This window comes from Legionella nigrisilvae (assembly GCF_977063395.2).
In genome coordinates, this window is record NZ_CDRUGZ020000019.1 from 692,758 (window position 1) to 717,746 (window position 24,989).

The window sequence follows — 24,989 nt, forward strand, 5'->3', positions numbered from 1 at the left end:
GAGGTTTTTACTACACCGAACATGTTAGTGATTTATAAATGTTTATGGCATAATTGCCCTTTTTTTATTGATAAGTCGTTCATGTGCGGTTGTTGAAACGAGGAGCAGGTTATGTGTGGGATTATTGGAGCTGTATCTGAAAGGGACATCAGTAAAATTTTACTGGAAGGGTTACGGCGTTTAGAGTATCGAGGCTATGATTCTGCTGGTATCGCAGTAATTGATAATAATGGGCATTTAAATCGCGTACGCATCCAAGGTAAAGTGCAAAATTTAGCGGATGCCATGCAAGAAACAGCAGTCACTGGTAATACAGGTATTGCTCATACGCGATGGGCCACCCACGGTAAGCCTTCAGAACAAAATGCACATCCCCATTTATCCCATGGTGAAATTGCCTTAGTCCATAATGGGATTATTGAAAATCATGAACACTTACGTCGTGAATTAGCAGCGAGAGGGTATCAGTTTACTTCTGAAACAGATACAGAGGTGGCGGCCCATTTAATTCATTACTATTATCTACAAAGTGAAAATTTGCTCCAAGCAGTACAAACCGCCGCCGCAGAAATGGAAGGTGCATTCGCCTTAGGTGTTATACATCAACAAAAGCCTAGGGAACTTGTTGCCATTCGTAAAGGTAGTCCTTTAGTGGTCGGCATAGGAATTGGTGAAAATTTTATTGCCTCGGATGGGTTAGCATTAAAATCCTTTGCACAATCGGTAACTTATTTGGAAGAAGGCGACAGTGCATTGATTACCTCAAAAAGCATTGCAATCTATGACGCCTCTAAATCATTAGTCGAGCGCCCGCGCCATCCTTTAACCAGTGATGCTGAGACTGTAAGTAAAGGCCCTTATCGACATTTTATGCTCAAGGAGATCTTTGAACAATCTAAGGTGCTAACAGATACTTTGGAAGGTCGTGTAAATAGTCTGGAAGTACTCAGATCCAGTTTTGGAGAGCGGGCCTCCCATATATTTCCTATGGTGAAGCAGATTCATATTGTTGCTTGCGGTACCAGTTACCATGCCGGAATGGTTGCCAAATACTGGTTAGAGTCATTGGCTGGGCTTCCCACCCAAGTGGAAATTGCCAGTGAGTATCGATATCGTGACGTGGTAGTTCCTAAAGACACTTTATTTATTACTGTTTCCCAGTCAGGCGAAACAGCAGATACTCTGGCGGCGTTACAAAAAGCAAAAGAAATGGGATATTTGGCTAGTTTGGCAATTTGTAATGTTGCAACAAGTACCTTGGTCCGAGAAGCTGATTGTGTGTTCCTAACACGTGCCGGAGTTGAGATTGGTGTGGCATCTACTAAGGCCTTTACAACGCAGTTGGCTGCTTTTCTAATGTTAGCAGCAGCGCTTTGTCATGATAATCGAGCGAACGAAGTATTGAAGCAATTGCAAGAGCTGCCTGCATGTTGTGAACGTGCAATAAAGATGAGTGAAGAAATTGAAGGCCTCGCCTCACTGTTTGTCCATAAAGCACATGCTTTATTTTTAGGACGGGGTGTGCAATACCCAGTAGCTTTGGAGGGTGCATTGAAATTAAAAGAAATTTCTTATATTCATGCTGAGGCATACCCCTCCGGAGAGTTAAAACATGGTCCTTTGGCTTTAGTTGATGAAAACATGCCAGTTGTTGCTGTAGCTCCTAATGATGAGTTATTGGATAAATTAAAATCCAATTTACATGAGGTGAGTGCCCGGGGTGGTCAGTTGTTTGTTTTTGTTGATGACTCCCAGAGTTGGCGAGCAAATGGGGCTCGCTTGATTAAGGTTCCTAGCTGTGGTTTATGGGTGGCTCCAATTATTTATACGATTCCTTTGCAATTGTTGGCTTATCATGTTGCTGTTGTTAAAGGGACTGATGTGGATCAGCCACGTAACCTTGCCAAATCTGTGACTGTTGAGTAATAATGTGGCGAATTTTTAACTCGTCACCCTTGATCTCCTTCTCTAGACATAGAGAGAGCTTAAGAAAGTTGATAGTAGGTAAATGGAGCACGTAACCCAAGAATCGAATTGCCGAACTTTGGGTACGTTCGCGAAGCGTAATCCAGGTTACTAACTCCTTAATGTCTAAGGTGAAGTAATCTATTGTTATATTTTTTATGTTTTACGGGGATGTAAATGACTCAAGAGATGTTGAGATTAGCTGCGATTATTGCGCAAGAACTCAAAGTTAAACCAGCGCAGGCAGAAGCAGCCATTCGTCTGCTCAATGAAGGGGCTACCGTTCCTTTCATTGCTCGTTATCGTAAGGAAGCTACCGAAGGACTAGATGATGTGCAATTACGCTATATAGATGAGCGCGTACTTTATCTGCGTGAATTAGATGAACGTCGTGCCGTAGTTTTACAGTCTATCCGCGAACAAGAGAAACTAACTCCGGAACTAGAACAAAGTATTTTGGCAGCAGATACTAAAACTCGTCTTGAAGATTTATATTTGCCATTCAGACCAAAGCGTCGTACAAAAGCACAGATAGCCATTGAAGCAGGTTTAGAGCCGCTTGCGCAGGCACTTTGGAAAAATCCTACTTTGGATCCCGAAACAGAAGCTACTCAATTTATCAATCCTGAGGCAGGAGTTGAGGATGCAAAAGCAGCATTAGAGGGTGCTCGTCATATATTAATGGAACATTTTGCTGAAGATGCTGATTTGATTAATGAATTACGTGAATATTTGTGGCAACACTGTATTGTCAAATCGGTAGGTAGCTCTAAGAAAAAAGAAACAATCAATAAGTTTTCAGATTATTTTGACTATTCCGAAGCGATTAAAAAAATTCCGTCACATCGTGCATTAGCATTATTCCGTGGACGTCGAGAAAGTGTTTTGCAAGTCGCTCTTACTTTACCTGAACACGATTTAGCATATGGTGAAAATAAATTAGCAACGCATTTCAACATTGTTGATCAACAGAGAAAAGCAGACCAGTGGTTACTTGAAACAGTGCGTCTGACTTGGAAGGTAAAATTATTTACCAAGTTAGAGTTGGAATTGCTGACTCGCTTACGAGAAATTGCAGATGAAGAAGCAATAAAAGTATTTTCCAGAAATTTACGTGACTTATTACTGGCCGCACCGGCAGGTCCACAAATTACAATTGGACTTGATCCTGGAATCCGAACAGGCGTTAAAGTGGTTGTGGTCGATTCAACGGGTAAGTTACTGGACTACACCGTTATTTTCCCATTCGCACCACAAAATGAATGGCATCCGGCAATTACTGATTTAGCTAAGTTGGCAGCAAAATACCAGGTTAATCTTATAAGTATTGGTAATGGCACAGGTTCTCGTGAAACAGAACGCTTAGTTTCTGATTTAATAAAAATGTATCCTGATTTAAAACTAACTAAAGTTATTGTCAGTGAGGCTGGCGCGTCTGTTTACTCAGCTTCAGAAATTGCTTCTGAAGAATTCCCTGATTTGGATGTTACATTAAGAGGAGCTGTTTCAATTGCGCGACGTCTCCAAGATCCGCTTGCAGAATTGGTGAAAATCGAAGCCAAATCGATTGGAGTAGGACAGTACCAACATGATGTGAACCAAACTCGCCTAGCTCGCAGTCTTGATGGTGTTGTAGAAGATTGCGTGAATGCCGTAGGCGTTGATGTAAATACTGCCTCGGCTGCTCTGTTATCTCATATTTCAGGTCTTAATGAAGCTCTTGCTAAAAACATTGTACTTTATCGTGATGAACACGGAGCATTTAAAAATCGAGCTGAATTAAAAAATGTACATCGTATGGGTGAAAAAGCATTTCAACAAGCGGCTGGCTTCTTACGTATTATGAATGGAGATAACCCGCTGGATGCTTCTTGTGTCCATCCAGAAGCTTATCCTTTAGTAGAAAAAATAATTGAAAATAAGAACATTGATATTAAGAAGCTGATCGGCAATAAAGAAATATTACACAGCGTTAATGCGGAACAATTTGTTGATGAACAATATGGCTTGCCTACTATAAGAGATGTGTTGCGTGAACTGGAAAAGCCAGGTCGTGATCCACGTCCAGAGTTTAAAACCGCGCAATTCAAGGAAGGTGTTGAAGACATCGAACATTTGCATGAAGGGATGATTCTGGAAGGTGTGGTGAGTAATGTGACTAATTTTGGGGCCTTTGTGGATATTGGAGTACACCAAGATGGGTTGGTGCATATTTCTGCGATGACCAATAAATTTATTTCTGATCCACGTACTATAGTGAAAGCCGGTGATATCGTCACGGTCAAGGTTATTGAGGTGGATAAAGAACGGAAAAGAATTGGTCTGAGTATGAAATTGGAAGACGAGCCTGCAAGTCCTTCGGTTAAAAAAATTGCCAAGGCTTCGGAAGTGAAAAGACCCCCCCAAGTTAAAAGAACGGAGCACAAGAAAAAACCAGAGGCTAAAAAAATTGAGCCTGCTAAAAAAACGGTATTTAATACAGCAATGGCGGATGCCTTAGCAAAATTAAAACGTAATTAAACACTTGATGCGTTGGTCGGGGTGAATGCGAAATGGAACTGATTTTCCGTTTAAAAAATGCGTAATCCTGGGGTTTGTCGACCAACGCTATATAGAGGCCGCATCTTGCATAACATAGGTGAATCATGACCAACATCCCCAAGGGAGAGCTTGCTATCCAGACTTTGGCAATGCCAGCAGATACTAATGCTAATGGCGATATCTTTGGTGGTTGGATTGTGTCCCAAATGGATTTAGCTGCCGGAATATTGGCAAAAAGATTAGCATTGGGACGTGTTGCGACTGTTTCCATTCATTCCATGAATTTTTTAAAACCAGTTCATGTCGGTGATCTTGTGAGTTGTTACGTCAGTCTAATAAAACAAGGTAATACTTCTATGACGTTGCGGGTTGAAGTATGGGCGCATCCTGCCACCCAAAATGAAGCCTATCAAGTCACCGAAGGAGTTTTTGTTTTTGTTGCCATAGATGAAAAAGGTAAAGCGAGACAGGTACCTAAAAAATATGACCAGTAATTCCCCAGAGCTGTATCATTTACTTACTGAAATGGCAACCCTAATTGCACAAAACGCGGAGCCAGATCCTCAATTATATATTTTATTCTTCCAACAACCCGAACTCGCTTTTAAATTGGTGGATATTATTAATAATTTGGAAGAAAAATTGGATGAAGGACTTTCAGTTTATTCAGCCTGCGTTTTTGCTTTGGATATTTGTGTCGCCCAATTACAAGGCGCAGCGGAGTCCAATAATAAGATCACTGCAAAAATCTTAATCCAGTTAATGGATCACTTAGCCGAAATGATCAATTCTCGCAAACATACATTGAGTTTTTGGTTGCCGGTCTTAAATTCTTTTTATGAATCACACGTCGAGTTGACCGAGGATTTAAAAAATGCCTACTACGAACTTGCTAGTGATGAGGAAGAAGTGATCCAAGAAGGTGAACCTATATCCCATCTAGAGGCAATTCGAGATTTAATTCACGAATTAGCAGATCTTAATGTTTTTGAAATCGCTGAAAATTTTTTCGCTCAAAGTTATGCAATGCCGGCTGATTTTTTTATCGATCTCATGGTGGATTTATATAATATTGAAGAAGGTGGGGATATTGCCTTACTTATTTTATTACATCCTAAAGCTGAGGTTCGCGAAGTTGCTTTGAACACGCTGAGTCAAATTATAGGCATGGTTACTTTTTCATCGATATCCCTTTCGCGTTTACAGACAATCAAATATTGGTATCCAGAGCGGTATCATGCCCTCTTCGACTCTTGGATTAAAATTCAACGCAAGCAAGGGGTGGTTTTCGCACCAGAACCTGAAGTAGCCAATGTGAATATCCGAGCAACTGAAATCGATGGTTCCGGTTCACAGGGCGTTTTTCTACATGTTCGTAAAAAAAGGAAAAATAGACTGTGTGGTTTGTTATTAAAGTATGAATTAGGTCTTAAAGATGCGTGGATAACACCTTCGCTGTCCTCGAAAGATGTGAAAGATTATTACAATCAGGCATTTGATGAAAATGTAACTTTGCGTGAGGTGGATTTAGTTTATTTCACAATGATGGTTGAGCATTTCTTAGCGATAACCATCGACAAAGGTGAAATTCCAAACGTGCAATTTTTAGAAATTCAAGAAGAACTGGGGATACGCTTACGTCCTAGAAAGTTGGATTTAGAGTATCTTTTCGAGCAATTAAGCATACAAATTACTCCTTTTACTCAAGAGGTGATTTCCGGTTCCTTACGACGTTCAAAATCCTGGCTAAAAACTAAATCGTTTACTGAATCTTGGTATTTAGAAAGTCATTTGGTTGATAAAATCGTTAATCATAACAGCACTTTTGTTGATGGGATTAGAGTGTGCCGGATGGAAGAAGCTATAGAAGCTGTCTTTGCTGAGGAGATGGAACTGCATCGCGATAAATGGCAATTTCACTTTTTATGGATAGCCTTATGGATGAAGTCCAAAGAAAAGCGAAATGAAAAAATATGGCGAGATAGTTTTTTGATTGCCTATACCATCCATGAAGGTAAGCCTCTGAAAGAAATCCCGGTGATGCAAGAAATTTGCCGTCAGACAGTGATTAATAGTGCAGAAACAATGCAAGAACGACGAACACATTTGAGTCAGGAATGAGATAAATCTATGTTTACCGGAATTATTGAAAGCAAAGGTATCGTAATTAGCAATACTGGGCATGATGGCGCAAACCGATTATGTATTTCGTCTGGTTTGAAGCAATTACAAACAGGTGAAAGCATCGCTGTAAATGGCGTTTGTTTAACATTATTGCCTATGGGAGACGCCGACTTAAGTTTTGATGTTTCTCCCGAAACATTGCAGCGAACTACCTTAGGACGGCTTAAAATAGGTAATGAAGTCAACTTAGAACGGGCAATGCTCGCCTCAACTCGTTTTGGGGGACATTACGTAAGCGGACATGTAGATGCGCTTGCTCATATTCATTCCATTAAGCACCTTAATGAATTTGTTGAAGTAGAGTTAAGTGGGTTTGATGCAAATGCAATGTTGTTTTTAGTACCTAAAGGTAGTATTACTGTTGAAGGGGTAAGTTTAACAATTAACTCGGTGTCGAACCAAGGCGTTAAATTGATGCTTGTCCCGCACACATTACTGAATACAACCCTTAGCTTTTTAGAAAAAGGCCAAGAGGTTAATATTGAATTTGACTACCTGGCACGTATTGTTGCTCATCAATTGCAGGTTGCAGGAGCGTTAAGCGATCAGATCCCGTTATGAATTAAGGAGTAGTTCATGACTAAACATTTAACATCCCGATGGCATCATCTTTTTTTCGCCACAATTGTTATCGGGGTTGTTTCAGGTTTGGGTGGGATGTTTCTAGCCTTATTATTACATTTTATCCAACACTTAGCCTATCAGCACACGGTCTTTCCTATTATTGAAAATGAGCGTTTTCTCGATGTGGTTACTGGTTCAACAGCGTCGAGAAGGGTGATTGCTCTGCTATTGTGTGGTCTCATTGCTGGATGGGGTTGGTGGGCTGTTTTTCGTTATGGTCGACCTTTAGTGAGTATTGCAAATGCAATTAAATCACCTAGACCCTATATGCCTATAAAGACGACTATCGTACATGTGTTACTGCAGATAATTACGGTTGCTTTGGGGTCACCTATGGGACGAGAAGTGGCTCCGCGAGAACTAGGGGCCACGTTTGCCTGTTGGTTGACCAATAAAATGAAGCTACATCCTAAAGAAAGTCAAGTACTGGTGGCCTGCGCTGCAGGCGCAGGACTGGCTGCTGTCTATAATGTTCCTTTTGGTGGCGCGCTCTTTACTTTAGAGGTACTCATCGGTACTTTTCATTGGTTCGCAGTGATACCTGCCATTACTACCTCTGCGATTGCAGTGGTTATAGCCTGGATAGGTTTGGGTAATCAGGCGATGTATCAAATACCAGTTTTAATACTGGATTCTTCAATAGTTGTTTGGGCTATTGTTGCGGGTCCTCTTTTTGGTTTTGCTGCTTATTGGTTTAAACAGATAACAAACAGAGCCCAAAGTCGAGCGCCACGAAATTGGAAAATCATTATATTCTGCCTATTTAATTTTTTTATTATCGGACTCTTGGCGATTTATTTTCCGGAAATATTAGGGAATGGTCGATCTGCTGCTCAATTAGGGTTTGATGGAGATATGTTGGGACTTAGTCTTGCGACAGTCATATTAATACTTAGATTATTAATTGTTTGTACTAGCATACAAGCGGGTGCTTCCGGTGGAATATTAACACCTTCTCTTGCAAATGGCGCGTTAATGGCCGTCATTTTGGGTATTCTTTGGAGCCACTTGTGGCCAGGTATTTCAATATCTGCATTTGCGGTTATCGGCAGCGCAGCATTTCTTGCTGCGGCTCAAAAAATGCCGATAACTGCAATTGTCCTAGTCATCGAATTTACAGGAATCAATTTTAGTTTTTTTATTCCTATGCTTTTATCAGTTGCAGGGGCAATTAGCATGTTTAATTATTGTGCTACCAGGCGTTTGGTTGTTGCGACAAACTGACGAGAGCAAAGAAGTAGTACTGTAAATTCTAAAATAGATTAACTAACTGTCTTTATCACAATTTGGATCTCGAGTTAAGTATGTTAGAGGTCGCATCATATAAATTAATCACCTTGGGAAAAACTTCATTCATACTGAAGGCGCTAATTTTATCAAACATATTGGCACGAAATGTATTATATTCTTCATTTGAAAACATTTTGTACGATTCAAAAAATATCTGATCATAATTCATGCTATCATTGGGATCCGGAATATCAAAAAGTTTGCTGAACTCGCTGGCTAATTCATATGATTTTAAGTTGGTAAGCAGTGGAATGGCCCCACAAGAAGCCCCTTCTAGAATTGAGCTTGATAATTGATCTGTTTCTGGTACTGAAATTGAAAAATCTGCTGCAGATAAATAATGTGACATTTCTTGTTGCGATAAAAAGCCTTTTATCAAATGGATAGAGTTATTGTTTGCACAATTTTGTTCCACTTTCTCGAGATAACCTGGTTCAGAATCTCCTTCAAGAAGTATGAGAAAACCACGATTCATCTTCTCCCTAAAACGAGAAAAAGCATCAATTAATTCAAGAGTATGATATTGGCTACGAATGCGCCGATTAACAATCCATATTGGTGAACTTACTAATCTTAATTCTTTCCTAATCTTATCGCGCTTTTCTTGTGAAAAACAAAATGAATCCGCAACCCCTAGACTGAATTCATGAATTTTTGACCGCTCGATACCGAAATAATTAACCAAATAATCAGTCATGCTTGGGGAGGCAGAAGAAATGCTTACAGCCTTTTTTAATATCTTGCCGAGAAGTATAGAATAAACTTTACTTCTACTCGATGCGCTAAAAATTTCGGTTCCATAGGTAGTAAGAATATAAGGTTTACCAGATAAAAAGGCGATCAAACCATAACCCGATGTATTGTGTGCATGAAAGAATGTATCTTGGTTTTTAGAAAGAGTTAATCTAAGCAATAATCCAGATATTAAATATTTAATTGGCATAGGAATGCGATGAAACAATGATGGTAAGATTTTTTTGACAGGTGAGTTTACAATCATTGTTTGATTCAAATGATGCACAGTGTGGATACAGGCTTGGTATTCACCAGAATTTAACAGCTCCTCCCAATGTCGAACATGAGGACTATGAGGGTTAGCCAAAAAGTTAATACATCTTCGCTTCATAGGAAATACCATAAAAATAACGTCTATTCTTGTACCAATACAAAATCTGCAAGATTAAGTAACCTAGTAAAACACCGATAACAGAACCGAGAACTGAGTTTTGATATTGCCAGTTCACAATAACTACAATGAGTGCCCACAGGACACTACCAGCGAGCAAAAATAGGAACTGACTGCGAGCTACCAGGAACTGATTTTGAATTGCTCCCACCGCAGCTACTACTCCTGCCACCTGCCAAAGAATCACTATTAAAATTGATTGATAGGAACTTTTTATGCCATAAAGATTAAATAAAAAGGGTAAAAATAAGCCGATGGCTATCGTCCAAAATAAACCAATAGCAAGGTAAAAGGCACTCAGTCGAGTTATCATTTGCTGTTGGGTATTATTGACCGCCTGACTTAATCGAGGAACGAAAACGCCTCCAAGTATTCCAGGAATAAATATCATGATATTAAATAGTTGATATCCTAAAAAAAATGCTGTTTTATCAACTTCATTAGAATTAAACTCAACCTGTTGGCCTAATATGAAAAAAATTACAAGGAAGGGTAAACCGAATGCCCCGCTATGGAATGATTTGTAAATTATACTGAATACATTACTATTAAGAATGATTTGTTTATTAAACTGAAAATGACCATCCTTCATTACTTTTAACCAAGAACAAAAACCTGTAAGTAACCACCCGCTAGAGAGCAAGATCAAAAAGAGATTGTAATCCTTTAAAAGAATAGGAATACTTACTAAAGCCACTACGACAAGGTTAACTAAAATCCATAAATAACCCGCGCTTTCATGAGAACCTGAACGGTTTAACACTGCTGCGGCCAATGATAAGAAAAAATAGCCAATGCAATAGATTAAAACACTTATAAAGAATACCAAGGAATATTGATCAGGGTTAAATAAAATACCCATATAACCTAATACACCAACAATTAGGAATGAGAAAACAAGAGTCATGGCGCCACTGTACTGCAATACGATTGCATTTTCTTTTGCATCCAGAGGTAGCGATAAAATACGAGGCAAAACCCCCATTAATGAAAAATTACTAAGTGTATTGGCTGCAGTCAGGAATAATACAAACAATCCATAACTATCTGATCCCAGCCTATTTGCCAGAATGGCTCCTAAGGCAATTTGGGTGAATCGGGCACATCCCACTCCAACCACGTAAATCGATTCGCGTATCAACTGACACTCCATTCTGCGACCATTTTTTTATGCTGATGTAACTCTTCTTTAGAGAATCGTTGCTTTATCACTTTGGCAGGAATTCCTGCCACGATGGAATAATCTGGTATTGATTTGGTCACAATGCTCCCAGCTGCAATAACTACTCCTTCACCAACGGTGACTCCTTTGAGAATCGTTGCATTGGCTCCAATCCAAACATCATCTTTAATAATGACTTTGCCGGATCGCGTAGATTGTTTATCCTTATTCATAAAATACATAGGTTTCCCAATTTGATTCATTTCATGATCACCACAGTAAATGGAAACATTTGGCCCTAGCATCACATAGGAGCCAATTTCGATGGGATACTCCTTGGATGAGGACATTGTCGCTCCATGACCAATAAAAACAAAACTACCGATTTCGATACTGTCATAAGATAGCGTGGATGTTAGTGGGTCAAAAATAACTTGGGCACCACAACGGCGAAATCTTGTTTTGAATAAATGCATGACGAATCTCGAGAAGGCTAGTTGGCCTTTTTGGATGCATAATGTAATAAATTTGATAATTTCTTTCATTTATTGTGTCCTGACCATAATCCTCTTGTATCAACAACGATGGTATCTTTTTTAATTAAATTCTCTGCAGCTGCAAATGATTTATGGTCGACTAATAGTAATACGATATCAGCTTCGAGTAATGCACTCTCTATACTCTGCAATTCTACTTTTCCATTTAACCCATTAGGAAGAGTATCAATATAAGGTTCAACAACAACTATATATCCAGCATGAAATTCTGCAATATTTTTCACAATAGCAAGGGCAGGGCTTTCTCTCAAATCATCAATATCCGCTTTGAATGTGAGGCCAAAACAAGCAATAACCACGTCTTTAACTGTCTTATTAGGATGTGCTTGTAAATAATTAGAGATGGCAAGTTTTACCTTTTCCAAAACCCATGATGGTTTACTATCGTTAACTTCTCTTGCGGCTCTGATAAGAGTAGCTTCTTTCGGAGCACTACTCACTATGAACCAGGGATCAACTGCTATGCAATGTCCTCCAACTCCAGGTCCTGGTTGCAGAATATTGACTCGAGGATGACGATTTGCCAAGGAAATAAGTTCCCATACATCAATATTTAATTTATCACAAATAATGGATAATTCATTGGCAAAGGCAATGTTAACATCACGGAAACTGTTTTCAGTTAACTTACATAACTCTGCGGTGCGTACATCGGTAATTATACACTCGCCTTCGACAAAAGTTTGATAAAACTTTTGTGCTTTAGCCGAACAAGCCTCAGTCATGCCGCCAATGACTCGATCATTTTGCACAAGTTCACGTAGGATATGTCCTGGTAATACGCGTTCAGGACAATGAGCAATTTTAATGTCTGCTTCCTCACCATATTGTTGGGGAAAGGTTAAATCGGTTCGAATACAAGCTAACCACTCGGCCATTTGTTCTGTAGTACCTACAGGAGATGTGGACTCTAAAATAATTAAATCTCCTTGCTTTAATACGGGTGCAATCAATGTTGCTGCTGACTTTATATAGCTCAAGTCGGGTTGATTTCCTTCCATAAAAGGCGTGGGAACAGCAATTAAAAATGCAGAAGCAGGTTGGGCCACTGTTGTAGCGTGTAGATAACCCTCAATAATACATGCATGAACCAAAATATCTAAGTCCGGTTCAACAATATGACTCATCCCCTTGTTAATAGTTTCAACGGTAGATGCATTAATATCTACACCTATTACGTGAATCTTTCTTGATGCAATAACTGCAGCAGTGGGTAGTCCGATATAACCCAAGCCAATAACTGAAACTGTTTCAAAGTCCTGGTGAACAGTATGATTTATCATAATTTATTCCTAGTTTTAAGCCCAACGTTCTAACCACATTACAAAATTTTTTGATAATAAGTCCCTATCGAATTGTGATTTGGCAAGCATCAGCGCCGATTCACCCATTTGAGAAAGTTGTTGTCGATTTTTTGCTAGATTAATAAGCGCATCACAAAATGCTTCAGCGTTGTCGGGTTCCACTACCACCCCACAACCTGTATTGGAAATTTTCTCAGCTAACCAGCCGGGATAATTGATCAATACCGGTAGCCCAGCAGCAATATAATCAAAAAATTTGTTCGGAGATGTGCCATCATAAAAAGCGGGCACATTTGCTAAAATTTGCATGCCTATATCTGCACACGCCAGTAGTTGTGATAGTTGATCTTTATCCACTGGGTCAAGAAAAATGATATTGTCTAATCCTAACTCATTTGCCTGTTGAATTAATCGATCTTTCAATTTTCCTTGACCAATGAGTACAAATCGAACATCGTCGCATTGTCTTTCTTTTAATATTTTAGCGGAATTAATAATGGATTGAAGGCCATTTGCTATGCCATGAGTCCCGGCAAAAATAGCCATTAAGTGATGCTCCTCAACACCTTTAGGTCGTACTGATTTATGTGAGCCTGCAAATAAATCGATATCGCTACCATTTGGAATTATCGTGACTCGTTTTTCGTCTTTTTGAAATCTTAAAATACCCTTTTGAATACCTGGGGATAATGCAATTAACGCATCAGCACTTTTATAGGCCATCCACTCCACTAAACCCATTAATTTTAAAATGATGGGATTAGTAATGACACCCATTTCACGAGGCAACTCCGGCCATAAGTCTCTGACTTCAAAAATAAATGGTTTTCTACGACACCATTTACCTACTAAACCGGGTAACGCTATGGTAAGTGGGGTTGATGTTGCGAAAATTAGATCATACTTTGCGCTTAACGCATACTTCATACTTAAATAAGCGAACCGTAAGAAAATTGCAGTTCGTTTTAAAAAAGAATCTTGATTTGCATAAGCTAAATTAAATTCCACAACATGGATCCCATCAACGTTGCCTTCACGAACATTATTTTTAAAAGAATGGACTAATCCAGTATTTGCTCCTTTATAGCTACCACAAACTACGGTCACCGTATGTCCATACTCAATCAGCTTTTTGGCCATTTTGTAGGATCGAATCCCTGTTGATCCAGCTGGCGTAGAAAAATGTTGATGAAAATATAGAACATGCATATCAATTCACCTCTAAATCAATGGTAAAGCTTTGAATTTCTAAAGTTTGCAATATCTTTAGTATTCTTATTCACTAACAATCCTTTTGTCCCTAGGTTAAATAACCAAACTTAGAGCATCTTTAAATACATTATTATTTTTTTTAATATTAGAATACGCGGGCCTCTCTGTAAAAAGGAATGAAGGATAGTTTTAATCATTGAAAGAAAGATACAAATTACTAATTTCTGTGTACGGAGATGATTCAATTCTAAAATCCTTTTACAATATCAAATCTTTTGCATCAAGAAGGGGGATTTCCCATCAAGTATGACAAAAAAGGTTCGTTATACATTGAACGTGATTAAGCTTACATATATTGAACATAACTTTCAATACCAGTTATATTCCATTTCTACAACCCCTGGTTGATCTACTTCGATCTCCAAAACGGGAAGTTTAGCTTTTTGTTGATAGTAACGAGATTCCCAACCTTCAACTAATTCAAAACGCTTTATGGGGATGGAGGTATTTATTTTGATAAAATGAGTTTGGTTTGATAATGAGTGATCTTGAAGCTTCCAATCTCCAGGTATTAATCGCCAGCGTATTACTGCGGATTTTTTAAATCCGTTAATGGTATCATTTACTTTTAAATAATTATTATAGAGTTCCACGGCACGTTGATGGGTTACCCCAAAACTGTCGCAATAACTGACTTTAAAGGTACTGCACAGCTCGGTTTCTGTTATTTGAGTGAAGGAGCTTGTTTTTAACCAATTACCAAATAAAAAGCGACTTAGTCGAGGCATCTGATCACGCTGATCAAATTGAATGGTATTATGACTTGCTGTTCCAGGAAAATAATTAAGCCATTTATCACTAGTATTGTAGCTATAAGTCCCCGCATCACGAAGTAAATTGACACTGTTGACCCATAAATCTATATGCAAGGCATCCGCGTGACTTGGACGAAAACGAAATCGGGGATAACGCATTAAAAGAAATACAGAACGGCGTTTAAGTATCGCAAAGCCTCCATCATTAAATAGTTTACTTTTTAAGGGTTCTGCTTTGTTATCGGGAATTGCAATTTGCAACCATTGAAGGGGATAATTCCAATTTCCATCCTTCGTATAGGCTTGTTGATGATTAAACAAGATCATGGCCAATTGCACAGAGGGCCTGTAATCTCGATAGTCACTATCTGTTAATTGTAATAACCTTGCCCCATCATTTGCGCCAATATTTGGTGCATCTCCGGTTTGGTCATCTACCATATGAAACAACCAATATGTAGCTGCCGAGCATTTCCTCCTCCATTCGTCAGAAAAGGCCGATAAGGAGAGTTTTCGTCGCCACACCTCAACCATGCAAAGGGTGTCTATAAGTACTCGATGGTAATTAACAGAATATTGACTGAAGCTTCCATCTTCTTCTATTAAATATGATATCCGATTTTCTAACCATTTCCGGCCTAATCGGCTCCATTTCTTACCCTTGCTAATACCCAGCATCTCAAGCCAACTACCTCCTATAAAAAGAGCTGCGGCCTCGGAGGTGCCATGATTATTGTCCTGTGCTATTGCATATTTCAAGGTTGATGCAATCCGCTGAAGGTGCAGATGGATTAGGGCTATTAATGATTTGGAAGCCTGTTGGATTTGATCAACAATCAAGGTGGCAATTGCCAAATGCATTACTCGAATTGCAGCTTCTTGACCACATTTCCAGTTAACACCGAAAAAGGGTGGGTTATTGAGACACCAATTATTTAACCATTCATTTAATTTCTTTAATGAGTTTCTGTCGCCTAATTTTGCTTGTTGTGAGAATGACAATACCCAATCAAAACGCGAAGCCTCCCAGATTACTTTAATATCACCACAGTGTGTTGCAAAATCTGAGATTTTCCACCATGGTTTTGTTTCATCCATACGGGCACCAGTAAAAGGGTTTAAATGCCAATCTGGTGCATTATCTGAAATCGGAACCAATTGATTACCAAAATAGGCAGCCTCTTGTAGCCAATTTTTATTAGGAACAAGCGGGCTCTCGGAAGCACGAACTTCGAAGAAAAATGTACCACTAGGTACTTTAATTTGTGGGTTGTGACGACTAAATTTTTTTAGAAGTCGGTAATGCACCACCCGTAACAAATTGGTAGCGCCTAACGCATAAAGTGTTTTCGCTTTGGTTTCTATCGTTCTCATTTTTTAGATAGCAAATCGGCGATGTTGATAGTTATTCGTGACACTTCAAAAATTTCCTCTATGGGTAAAGGTGTTGGAAGACCTTTTTCTACGGCCGTTAGAAATGCTTGGGCGCATTGTGTTTGTCCTTTATCTTGTCTCCAAAGGTTTTGTTTTTTAAAGTTTGGCCACCCATAGCCTGTCAATTTGCGAAAATTATCTAATTGCAAAATTTTTCCTGCCGTGAAAACTTCTATCCTCTCTTTGGGAAAACTGGGAGATCCATTAGCTAAATAATGAATTGTACCAAAAGATCCATCAGCAAAGCCCAATATAATTGCTGCCTTGTCTTCTGTGATTTTCACAGAGGGGTTCTCTCCCATGCATCGAGCTTGTACGGAAGTAATTTCACAATCCGCTAAAAATCGCATTAAATCAACTAAATGACAGGCTTCACCGAGAATACGACCCCCACCAATTTTTTTATCTTGTGTCCAATGTTCAGCAGGAATAGTGCCGGCATTCATAGTCATGATAAAAGTTTTTGGTTCCTTTATGGGATGCAACAATGTTTTAATTTTTTGTATCTGGGGTGCGAAACGTCGATTAAATCCCACCATTAAATGTGGTTTTTTACCCGATAAATGTGCTGTATGATAGCTTGCTTCAATTTCAGCAAGTTCAGATAAATTAAGTGCTAATGGTTTTTCAACAAAAACATGCTTGCCAGCGGCTAAGCCCTTGGTTACCAATTCTGCATGGGTATCATGGCGAGTGGCAATAACCACCGTATTGATTTCCTCATTATGAAATACATTTTCTATCTCACTAGAGGCATAAGAAAAGCCGGCTTTTTCACCGTGAATTGCACTATTTACTCCTCCTGCTGTAACCAATGTATGTAGTTGGGCCTCTGCCGATTTAAAAGCCGGAATTAACACTCGAGACGCATAATTCCCTGCGCCAATAAAACCTACTATGGGTTTACTGGAGTGGAAAACAGGATTTGCTTTTAATTGAACTTGTTTTTCAATTGGCTGATTATTATCTGATGGATAGTGCATTAGGATACCTAATGCTGATTTATTCTCTGTTAAAACTTGATACGCTTGTAATGCCTCTTCAAAGGTATATCGGTGGGTAATTAAAGGCTTAACATTTAATTGACTGCTCGCCATCATATCAAGGACTGCTTGAAAATTACGTTGCTCTGTCCAACGTACAAAACCAATTGGATAATCAACCCCCTTTTCTTCATATAGAGGATCATATCGACCAGGTCCATAAGAACATGAAACTTGAAAACTTAATTCTTTTTCATAAAAATCTGCTCTATTTAACTCCAGACCAACCACACCAACTAAAACAATACGTCCCCGCTTCCTACTCATGTGTGCAGCTTGTTGGAGTGGATCATTTGATTTGGTAGAAGCGGTAATAATCACTCCGTCAACACCATACCCCCGGCTGAAAGTCATTCCTGCATTAACTACGTTCTCACCTTTATTCGGATTACAAATTTCGGCACCAAATTTTTGGGCAAGAAGCAATTTTTCTTCGTCAAAATCGACTGCTAATACACGGCAACCATGAGCTTTAAGTAATTGAATCGTTAGCATGCCAATAAGCCCAGCACCGATAACTACAAATGCTTCGCCCAATGTCGGTTGTGCTAAACGTATGCCTTGGAGACCGATACTTGCCAAAACTGTAAAAGCAGCCGTCTCATCATCAACATTATCCGGAATTTTTGCACATAAATTTGAAGGTACTTTGACTAAATCTGCATGAGAGCCATTAGAAGCTACACGGTCACCAACATTAAATCCTTTGCAGTTTTTACCTACTTCTATAATGACACCTACATTACAATAACCGGGTAATATAGGCTGTGACAGTTTAGAGCGCACAGCATCTAAAGTTGTAAGAATACCCTCTGATTTTGCTTTATCCAAAACCATTTTTACTTTTTCAGGCTGTTGACGTGCTTTACCAAAATAGGATGCTTTACCAAAATCAAGAAGCATGCGTTCTGTTCCGGCAGAAATTAATGTGGTTGATGTGGAAATTAATATACTATTATCATCCATCATGGGGGCAGGTGCCTCTATTATGGATGACTTACCATGACTCATATCCTGGATTAACTGTTTCATGTTGATACCTCAATTAAATTATGCTGTGAGCGACTTTTCTTTACAAAGCAATATAAGCCATAAGCAAAAAAGACTGGCATCACTGAATAAAAAAATGATTTGGAAAAAGAAGCCAGATCACTTCGTAAAAAGAAGAAAAACCAAGGCACCATAATCGCATAGACTATTACTTGCACGACATTTGATTTTTCTATCGCTTGATTTTCAAGATACTTAATTAACATTCCAACAAAGAAAAACTCTAAAAATACGCCTACAGCGCCAAAATTTAAATAGCCTTCTGCAACGGGGAAGAACCCCATATTACCACCAATTGCGATATATTCGGGGGAAAAGAACTCGTGAGTGTATTTTACACTAAGGCTTTCGCTAAATTTTCCTAGGGATGAGGGAAGTAAATTGACAAGCGCATCAAGGTAACTGCTACCCCATAAAAAACTGTTAGAAAACCATGGGTTGACATCGAGCATTGATCTGAATGGCGCCCCCAATTCGCTGGCTGAAAGGTCTAACCATGCCAGATTAAAATTCTCTAAAACATACGATAAAGCTGATGAAGCTCCATGATCAGATAAAACTTGTCTGAAACTGGCAAATATTCCAAATAAAAAAGCACAAAAAAGGGATGTTAGTATTACAAGCATAGGTACTTTACCTTTGACTTTTAGAAAATAAATAAATAGAAAGGAAATCACCATGAAGAAACTGGGTCTTCGAATACCTAAAAAACTAACATAAGCAACGAAACATAATAAAAAGGATAACAAAAAAAAGCCTACTATTAGCCTTTTTCTGGAAGGCTGATAAAGCCAGCTATGAACCATAAACAGATAACCAATAATTGAATAATATAAGCCTAACTCCAGGGGCCCTGCTTCGCGTTTTAAAAGAGCTCTACCCGCATAACCAGCATTAAAATAGGCAGAAAATCCTACTGTACCCGCAATTGCAGCAATCAAAATTATTATGCCCAGAAGGAGTATTGAGAAGCCAAAAAATGATTCCCGGTTACCATTATTCATTAGTTTAAAGCGTGGTTTTCCAATAGCATAATAGCCAAAAATTTGGCCTAAAAGACCCACTACACACATGGTTGTGACGAAGGTAACACCGTTCTCATTGTAATCATTATAAAAATAATGATGTATAGGAACCGCCATTGAATAAAAGAAGAAAGCAAGAATACAAACAACTGAAGCAGAGAAGAAACCACAACCCGACAGATGACTTGTTAGGAAGGTAGCTATAATAAAACACCAAAACGAAGATAGTATGAGCTCTGAATTTAGCTCGAAACTATATGAGATAAAAACAGAGGAAATGCCTACTAACAGAAAGATCCATAAAATAAATTCTAAATATTTCGCAGAATAGTCAACATTGTATTTCATCATAATCACCAGGTACCTGATTTAAGAGCAACCTAATAAAGATTCTGTTCATTACAATGAACAGAATCTCGTATTGGCTAGGATGCTAGTTTCATGTTATTGCTTCTGGTAATTGCATCCTGGAAAAGTACAATTATGCATGACAATAAGAATCCCATCATTAATCCTAGAGCAATGATTAATCCTTTTTTAGGCTTAATCGGTTTTGAATCAACAAGAGGCTGCCCATCCATAGCATATAGATTTACGCCACTGACATCGAAATTTAAGGAATTTAGATGTTTAAGTTCCGCTTGGAGCTTTTCGATTGTATTGGTGTAGGGTGTGTCATCTTTTCGTTCCCGTAATGCAGTGATCGTCGCGTTATTTTTTAGAATGTCGATTTTTTCTTGGAGAATAGAAAGTTTTTTCTCATATTTTAAGGTGTGTGTATTTTCTTTCAGATGAGCGATTTCCTTTTTAAGGTAGGTAGTTCCTTTTAAATAAAGATCTTTACGATTGGAACCGACATCAACCACCACATTTGGATTTTTAATTTCCTGAAATTGGTTGGGGTAGGTAATACCAAGAAGTTGAGCAGTTTGTAGGGCTTGATTTAACTCTTGTAAGCGAATTTGCCTATCGCGTTGGTCACGTTTGGTAAGTGCATTAATATTGTTGTTCAATTGTGCAATGGATAAATTCTGCTGCTCGATGAGTCTTTTTATCTCATTATTTCGACTTGCTGTCACATTGCCAATACGTGTATGTATAGTTTCAGTTAATTTGATTACCTTACTTTGAATGATTTCTTTTTGGGTAGAAATGATATTTTCCAACACTTTTTGGTTAGTGTAGGCCAGATACGCTTTATTATCCCTTGCCTGTAAATCCAGCTTGCGAGAAAGGGTGACCAACTCAGCCTCCTGGCTGTTATCTTTAAAATTATCTTTTAAATCTCCTTTGAAATGATTAATGACAAAGACTTTATAATTTTCCGCAGCTTTGTTTAACAAATGAACACGTTTTTCTTTAGATATCTGGGTCTCTTGGTCTTTAGGGATTACTAAATTATTTTCTTTTAAAAAAGAAATTATATTGCTTTTTTTGGATAAACGTTTGACAAATTTTTTAAATAATAAACGTCCTGGAATATCCAAATCTGTATTTATTATTAGTTTCTGAAATTGATACGGATAAGGCTCAACTATATTAGATTTAACTTCATAGGTTTTGGGAAGCAAAAAAGCAGCCAAAATAGCACATAAAGTACATAGAGCAGTAACACCAGCTATAAAGACTCTTTTTTTGATTAAAGCGGATAATAAACTAAAGAAATCAATATAAGACCTGTCATCCGTTTGTTGATGCATTAGCAAGTATTGTTGATTAAAGGGCTGAAGTTTATTAGTGTTTTCATCCAGCATAATTTATTTCCTTACTATTTAAATATGGGTTTGTGGAATTATCGTAAATTTGAGTAATAATATCGACGATTCGGGTAGAAGCATTTCCATCCCCATATGGGTTTTGCGCCTGGCTCATCTGTTTATACAGCGCTTCATCTAAAAGAAGTTGTTCTACACCATTAATAATTTCATTTACATCCGAGCCTACTAGTTTAACTGTCCCAGCAGTAAGCGCTTCCGGTCGTTCAGTAGTTTTTCTCATGACCAGTACCGGTTTCCCGAGAGACGGTGCTTCTTCCTGGATCCCGCCTGAGTCTGTTAGGATTAAATAGGCATTACGCATCAAATAAACAAAGGGTAAATAATCTACAGGGGGTATTAAATAAATGTTTTCAATTCCTGTTAATAATGAATTTACTGGTGTTTGTACATGGGGGTTTAAGTGAACTGGATAAACAATATCAACATCCGGAAATCGTTTCGCTATTGCTACCAAGGCCTGACAAATACTTTTAAAACCTGAGCCAAAATTTTCTCGCCTATGGCCAGTGACAAGTATGATTCTTCTCGAAGGGTCCAAAAATGGATATTCTTCTTTAAGTAGTAAACTGAGAACGGGCTCTGCGTCTAATTGATTTGTAATTTGATAAAGAGCATCAATTACTGTATTTCCTGTAACAAAAATATTTTCGTCAGGAACTCCCTCATCTAAAAGGTTCTTACGGGAGAGTTTTGTTGGGGCAAAATGCAAATGAGTTAGGCAACTTGCTAATTTTCTATTGGCCTCTTCTGGCCATGGTGAATAAATATTCTTGGTTCGCAATCCTGCTTCGACATGGGCTACCGGAATACGTTGATAATAGGCTGCTAATGAGGCAGCCAACGCTGAAGTAGTGTCGCCATGAACAATGACTAGCTGCGGTTGATATTCTTTGAACACATCACTAAGACCAGTTAGTATTCTGGATGTTAGATTACTCAAATCCTGATTCGCAGTCATAACATGCAAATCAAAATCTGGCTTTAGACGAAATAGGGCTAACAAAGGATCCAAAAGCTGACGATGTTGTCCCGTGATGCATATTTTATTTTGAATAACTTTTGATGCTTCTAATTTTTGAACTAAAGGGGCCATTTTTATGGCTTCAGGGCGAGTTCCAAAAACACAAAGAGTATTTACAGTCATGAAAAATCCATTTAAATATTATCCAAAGCACTACTGGCAGAGCACGCATTTTGAGCGCATGTAATTGGGTAGCTGTCTGCTCATTAGATTCGTTAAGGTAACATACTCCATTGAATTTGAATAGTAATTTTTTATCGAAAACATATACTGGAGCACGCTGAAAAACTTGCTGCTATTGAAGTATATTGTTCTTGAACGGGCTCGATATTAAGCAAAAAAAAGGCATCTTCCCAGAGCTATTTTATGGTTTCTAATTACTAAATACTAATAGACAATATCACTTAAGTCTGATGACTAAGGTATGTTTGATTCTTAAAGTTCTTTACATAAATGAGGCTAATCATTAATAATTGCTTTTTTCTAATGTTCAGTAAAGAAATAAAGGTATGTTTTAGTATGGTTCCACTAAAAATTTGCTATGTGCTCTCGACCACGGAAGGAGGAACATGGGCTTTTGAACAATTACGAGAGCTTCGGAATACTTATCAGTATGAAGTATCTGTAATATTAAGCGGGAATTCAGGTACCTTAGTCGATCGTTTTAAATCGGAAAATATTCCTGTGTATACCGCAGATTTTGATTTTATGCGTCCTACCGATATTTTCTTTTTACCTGGAAAGATCTTAAGTTTAGTTAGATTATTGAGACAAAAGCGGTTTGATGTAATTCAAACTCATCTTTTTCCTTCCATGATTATTGGTCGTATTGCGAGTTGGATAGCAGATGTACCGATTCGACTTTCAATGATTGCGGGTCCATTTCACCTTGAAGCAGATACCCCTCGATGGATTGATAAAACAACCTCCTGGATGGATGTGGCAATAATTCCTTCATGTAATTATTCAAAACAACTTTATCTAAAAATGAATGTTCCGGAAGATCGACTTCATGTCATTTATTACAGTCCTGATGAACGACGTTTTGATGCAGAAAATACCCTCCCTGCAGGCTTGAGAGAAGAATTTGGCTGGCCAGCAGATACGCCTTTGATCGGAATGATTGCTTATTTTTATCCAAAATTAGGAAAAAATCGATGGACTCCACCTTTTTTACATGGGAAAGCAATTAAAGGCCATGAGGATGTGATTCGCGCAGCTCCAATGATTCTTAAGGAGTTTCCAAATGCAAAATTGCTTTTGATTGGAAGTGGCTGGGGTGAAGCAGGAAAGGAAGTCATGCAATCCATGCAAACATTAGTTACAGAACTGGGATTGCAAGATAGCGTGATTTTTACAGGACATCGTCAGGATATTCCTCGTATATATCGGGATTTAGATGTGTCCATACAAGCTTCATTAAATGAGAACCTGGGTGGAACCATAGAAGCTTTATTGATGGAGTGTCCTACAGTGGTCACCCGAGTAGGTGGGTTGGTCGATACCGTGATTGATGGAAAAACAGGTGTCCAGGTCCATGTAGCCGATCCTGTTGATCTGGCAAAAGGGGTTTTAAGCTTATTGCGTGATCCTAAAACAGCAAAGAAATTTGGAGAAGCAGGGCGAGCTTATATGCTTGAGAAGTTTACACTTAACTCTACAGTGAGTGATTTAAATAATCTTTATCAATACTATAGAGAGAGAAGACCAACGGGTTATCAGTTCCATAAAACCATTTATCGTTTCCTCTTGCTAAGCATTTTAGGTTCTTTTGTTTCCTTACGTTTTTTTATTCTAGATATCTGGCTTCTTCCTCGCTGGGATCTTGGATGGCGCCCTTGGAAACAAGTAATTGTTCGGGCAAAGATGTTGCTCTATCGAGTTTATGCAATGGTGGGTCGAGCCAGCAAGAAGTTTAAAGATAAAACCTCTAGTGAGTAAATATAGATTGTAACCTTGGTGAGCGCCGAAGCTTCTGTTTTCAGGCGCCCAACCCAGGCTACACGTCTTGTTACAAAAAAATGCCAAGCGTATTAAGCCGGTTGCACTTTCCCTTCATAAACATCCATCACTGAATTGACGTCGCCAAACATTTTTACACTTCCATGTTCTAGCCACAGTACGCAATTGCAAAATTGTTTGATGATTTCATTTGAATGAGATGCAAGCACCATTATATTGGATTGATTAACATATTCATTCATGCGATTTTTGGCTTTTTCAATAAAACTTGCATCGCCCACTCCAATTACTTCATCTACTAGAAGAATATCGGGTACTAAAGCAGTTGATAAACCAAATGCTAAGCGGATCATCATGCCGCTGGAGTAGGTTTTAACTGGCATTGAAAGAAAATCACCAAGTTCTGTAAATTCTTCAACGTTTTTGATAATGCTTTTTATCTGATCGTTAGATAACCCAAGAATTAATCCCCGCATACGGATGTTTTCATACCCCGTAAGAGTAGGTTGCATGCCTACGCTGATATTGATTAACGAAACGATATTTCCCTTAATGTGTATCGTTCCTTGAAGTGGTTCATAAACACCGGAGAGAACTCGAAGTAACGTGGATTTTCCTGCCCCATTATGGCCTATTAATCCTAGACGGTCTCCTTTTTTTAAATGCAGCGAAATATTATTTAAAGCCTGTACTTGGAGTTTGCCACTTGTCCCATTACTTAAAAGACCACCGGTTGCAATATTGGCGATTCCTCTTTTCAAAGAACGTGCATCAATATCATAAACAGGATAGGTAAGTGAAAGATTTTTACAGACAATGAAAGACACAACGTACTC

18 protein-coding genes are annotated in these 24,989 nt (G+C 38.5%); 7 read left to right on the plus strand and 11 right to left on the minus strand.

Annotated features, from left to right (window positions below; genetic code table 11):
• Positions 1 to 111 precede the first annotated feature (111 nt).
• The 6 genes from glmS to ACWTE2_RS08175 all read left to right on the plus strand — a co-directional run bounded on the left by glmS (position 112) and on the right by ACWTE2_RS08175 (position 8,538).
• Positions 112 to 1,926 (plus strand): glutamine--fructose-6-phosphate transaminase (isomerizing), encoded by a 1,815-nt coding sequence (gene glmS, locus ACWTE2_RS08150; RefSeq protein WP_454784939.1) that lies wholly within the window; start codon positions 112 to 114, stop codon positions 1,924 to 1,926.
• A gap of 216 nt (positions 1,927 to 2,142) precedes the next feature.
• On the plus strand, positions 2,143 to 4,485 hold the full coding sequence (locus tag ACWTE2_RS08155) for a Tex family protein (RefSeq protein ID WP_182392261.1): 2,343 nt from the start codon (positions 2,143 to 2,145) through the stop codon (positions 4,483 to 4,485).
• Positions 4,486 to 4,610: 125 nt separating this feature from the next.
• Positions 4,611 to 5,000 (plus strand): acyl-CoA thioester hydrolase YciA, encoded by a 390-nt coding sequence (gene yciA, locus ACWTE2_RS08160; RefSeq protein ID WP_454784940.1) that lies wholly within the window; start codon positions 4,611 to 4,613, stop codon positions 4,998 to 5,000.
• Entirely contained in the window at positions 4,990 to 6,627 is a 1,638-nt protein-coding gene (locus tag ACWTE2_RS08165; protein WP_454784941.1) for a hypothetical protein, read from the plus strand. The genes yciA and ACWTE2_RS08165 overlap by 11 nt, the downstream gene beginning before the upstream one ends.
• A gap of 9 nt (positions 6,628 to 6,636) precedes the next feature.
• Complete coding sequence (locus ACWTE2_RS08170; RefSeq protein ID WP_454784942.1) at positions 6,637 to 7,251, plus strand: riboflavin synthase; 615 nt, start codon at positions 6,637 to 6,639, stop codon at positions 7,249 to 7,251.
• A 15-nt stretch (positions 7,252 to 7,266) separates the two neighbouring features.
• Complete coding sequence (locus ACWTE2_RS08175) at positions 7,267 to 8,538, plus strand: chloride channel protein (protein WP_182392265.1); 1,272 nt, start codon at positions 7,267 to 7,269, stop codon at positions 8,536 to 8,538.
• Between the two features lie 55 nt (positions 8,539 to 8,593).
• On the opposite strand, the gene ACWTE2_RS08180 is transcribed toward ACWTE2_RS08175, so the two are convergent.
• The 10 genes from ACWTE2_RS08180 to wecB form a co-directional block, all read right to left on the minus strand.
• Positions 8,594 to 9,730 carry a glycosyltransferase gene (locus tag ACWTE2_RS08180; RefSeq protein WP_454784943.1) on the minus strand — a complete coding sequence of 379 codons (1,137 nt, stop codon included), beginning with the start codon at positions 9,728 to 9,730 and terminating at the stop codon, positions 8,594 to 8,596.
• A complete protein-coding gene (locus ACWTE2_RS08185; RefSeq protein ID WP_454784944.1) occupies positions 9,711 to 10,931 on the minus strand; it encodes a polysaccharide biosynthesis protein in 1,221 nt (406 codons plus the stop codon). The genes ACWTE2_RS08180 and ACWTE2_RS08185 overlap by 20 nt, the downstream gene beginning before the upstream one ends.
• Positions 10,928 to 11,497 carry an acyltransferase gene (locus tag ACWTE2_RS08190; RefSeq protein WP_454784945.1) on the minus strand — a complete coding sequence of 190 codons (570 nt, stop codon included), beginning with the start codon at positions 11,495 to 11,497 and terminating at the stop codon, positions 10,928 to 10,930. Before ACWTE2_RS08190 ends, ACWTE2_RS08185 begins: the two co-directional genes overlap by 4 nt.
• On the minus strand, positions 11,494 to 12,792 hold the full coding sequence (gene wecC, locus ACWTE2_RS08195) for a UDP-N-acetyl-D-mannosamine dehydrogenase (RefSeq protein WP_454784946.1): 1,299 nt from the start codon (positions 12,790 to 12,792) through the stop codon (positions 11,494 to 11,496). Before wecC ends, ACWTE2_RS08190 begins: the two co-directional genes overlap by 4 nt.
• Before the next feature lie 15 nt (positions 12,793 to 12,807).
• Positions 12,808 to 14,022 (minus strand): glycosyltransferase family 4 protein, encoded by a 1,215-nt coding sequence (locus tag ACWTE2_RS08200; RefSeq protein WP_454784947.1) that lies wholly within the window; start codon positions 14,020 to 14,022, stop codon positions 12,808 to 12,810.
• 371 nt (positions 14,023 to 14,393) lie between these two features.
• Positions 14,394 to 16,214 carry a heparinase II/III family protein gene (locus tag ACWTE2_RS08205; protein ID WP_454784948.1) on the minus strand — a complete coding sequence of 607 codons (1,821 nt, stop codon included), beginning with the start codon at positions 16,212 to 16,214 and terminating at the stop codon, positions 14,394 to 14,396.
• A complete protein-coding gene (locus ACWTE2_RS08210; protein WP_454784949.1) occupies positions 16,211 to 18,349 on the minus strand; it encodes a bi-domain-containing oxidoreductase in 2,139 nt (712 codons plus the stop codon). Before ACWTE2_RS08210 ends, ACWTE2_RS08205 begins: the two co-directional genes overlap by 4 nt.
• Entirely contained in the window at positions 18,346 to 19,743 is a 1,398-nt protein-coding gene (locus tag ACWTE2_RS08215) for an O-antigen polymerase (RefSeq protein WP_454784950.1), read from the minus strand. Before ACWTE2_RS08215 ends, ACWTE2_RS08210 begins: the two co-directional genes overlap by 4 nt.
• A 74-nt stretch (positions 19,744 to 19,817) precedes the next feature.
• On the minus strand, positions 19,818 to 21,146 hold the full coding sequence (locus ACWTE2_RS08220; protein WP_454784951.1) for a Wzz/FepE/Etk N-terminal domain-containing protein: 1,329 nt from the start codon (positions 21,144 to 21,146) through the stop codon (positions 19,818 to 19,820).
• Positions 21,136 to 22,314: a non-hydrolyzing UDP-N-acetylglucosamine 2-epimerase gene (gene wecB, locus ACWTE2_RS08225; protein ID WP_454784952.1), complete on the minus strand. Its 1,179-nt coding sequence runs from the start codon at positions 22,312 to 22,314 to the stop codon at positions 21,136 to 21,138. Before wecB ends, ACWTE2_RS08220 begins: the two co-directional genes overlap by 11 nt.
• Positions 22,315 to 22,710: 396 nt before the next feature.
• On the opposite strand from wecB, the gene ACWTE2_RS08230 reads away from it, so the two are divergent.
• Entirely contained in the window at positions 22,711 to 24,132 is a 1,422-nt protein-coding gene (locus tag ACWTE2_RS08230) for a glycosyltransferase family 4 protein (protein WP_454784953.1), read from the plus strand.
• Positions 24,133 to 24,224: 92 nt separating this feature from the next.
• Here ACWTE2_RS08230 and ACWTE2_RS08235 read toward each other — a convergent pair whose 3' ends face one another.
• Entirely contained in the window at positions 24,225 to 24,980 is a 756-nt protein-coding gene (locus ACWTE2_RS08235) for an ABC transporter ATP-binding protein (RefSeq protein WP_182392277.1), read from the minus strand.
• Positions 24,981 to 24,989: the final 9 nt, after the last annotated feature.

Bases quoted from the DNA above. Each gene is read 5' to 3' on its own strand.
- glmS (WP_454784939.1), top strand. From the start codon at position 112: ATGTGTGGGATTATTGGAGCTGTATCTGAAAGGGACATCAGTAAAATT.
- ACWTE2_RS08155 (WP_182392261.1), top strand. From the start codon at position 2,143: ATGACTCAAGAGATGTTGAGATTAGCTGCGATTATTGCGCAAGAACTC.
- yciA (WP_454784940.1), top strand. From the start codon at position 4,611: ATGACCAACATCCCCAAGGGAGAGCTTGCTATCCAGACTTTGGCAATG.
- ACWTE2_RS08165 (WP_454784941.1), top strand. From the start codon at position 4,990: ATGACCAGTAATTCCCCAGAGCTGTATCATTTACTTACTGAAATGGCA.
- ACWTE2_RS08170 (WP_454784942.1), top strand. From the start codon at position 6,637: ATGTTTACCGGAATTATTGAAAGCAAAGGTATCGTAATTAGCAATACT.
- ACWTE2_RS08175 (WP_182392265.1), top strand. From the start codon at position 7,267: ATGACTAAACATTTAACATCCCGATGGCATCATCTTTTTTTCGCCACA.
- ACWTE2_RS08180 (WP_454784943.1), bottom strand. From the start codon at position 9,730: ATGAAGCGAAGATGTATTAACTTTTTGGCTAACCCTCATAGTCCTCAT.
- ACWTE2_RS08190 (WP_454784945.1), bottom strand. From the start codon at position 11,497: ATGAAAGAAATTATCAAATTTATTACATTATGCATCCAAAAAGGCCAA.
- wecC (WP_454784946.1), bottom strand. From the start codon at position 12,792: ATGATAAATCATACTGTTCACCAGGACTTTGAAACAGTTTCAGTTATT.
- ACWTE2_RS08200 (WP_454784947.1), bottom strand. From the start codon at position 14,022: ATGCATGTTCTATATTTTCATCAACATTTTTCTACGCCAGCTGGATCA.
- ACWTE2_RS08205 (WP_454784948.1), bottom strand. From the start codon at position 16,214: ATGAGAACGATAGAAACCAAAGCGAAAACACTTTATGCGTTAGGCGCT.
- ACWTE2_RS08210 (WP_454784949.1), bottom strand. From the start codon at position 18,349: ATGAAACAGTTAATCCAGGATATGAGTCATGGTAAGTCATCCATAATA.
- ACWTE2_RS08215 (WP_454784950.1), bottom strand. From the start codon at position 19,743: ATGATGAAATACAATGTTGACTATTCTGCGAAATATTTAGAATTTATT.
- ACWTE2_RS08220 (WP_454784951.1), bottom strand. From the start codon at position 21,146: ATGCTGGATGAAAACACTAATAAACTTCAGCCCTTTAATCAACAATAC.
- wecB (WP_454784952.1), bottom strand. From the start codon at position 22,314: ATGACTGTAAATACTCTTTGTGTTTTTGGAACTCGCCCTGAAGCCATA.
- ACWTE2_RS08230 (WP_454784953.1), top strand. From the start codon at position 22,711: ATGGTTCCACTAAAAATTTGCTATGTGCTCTCGACCACGGAAGGAGGA.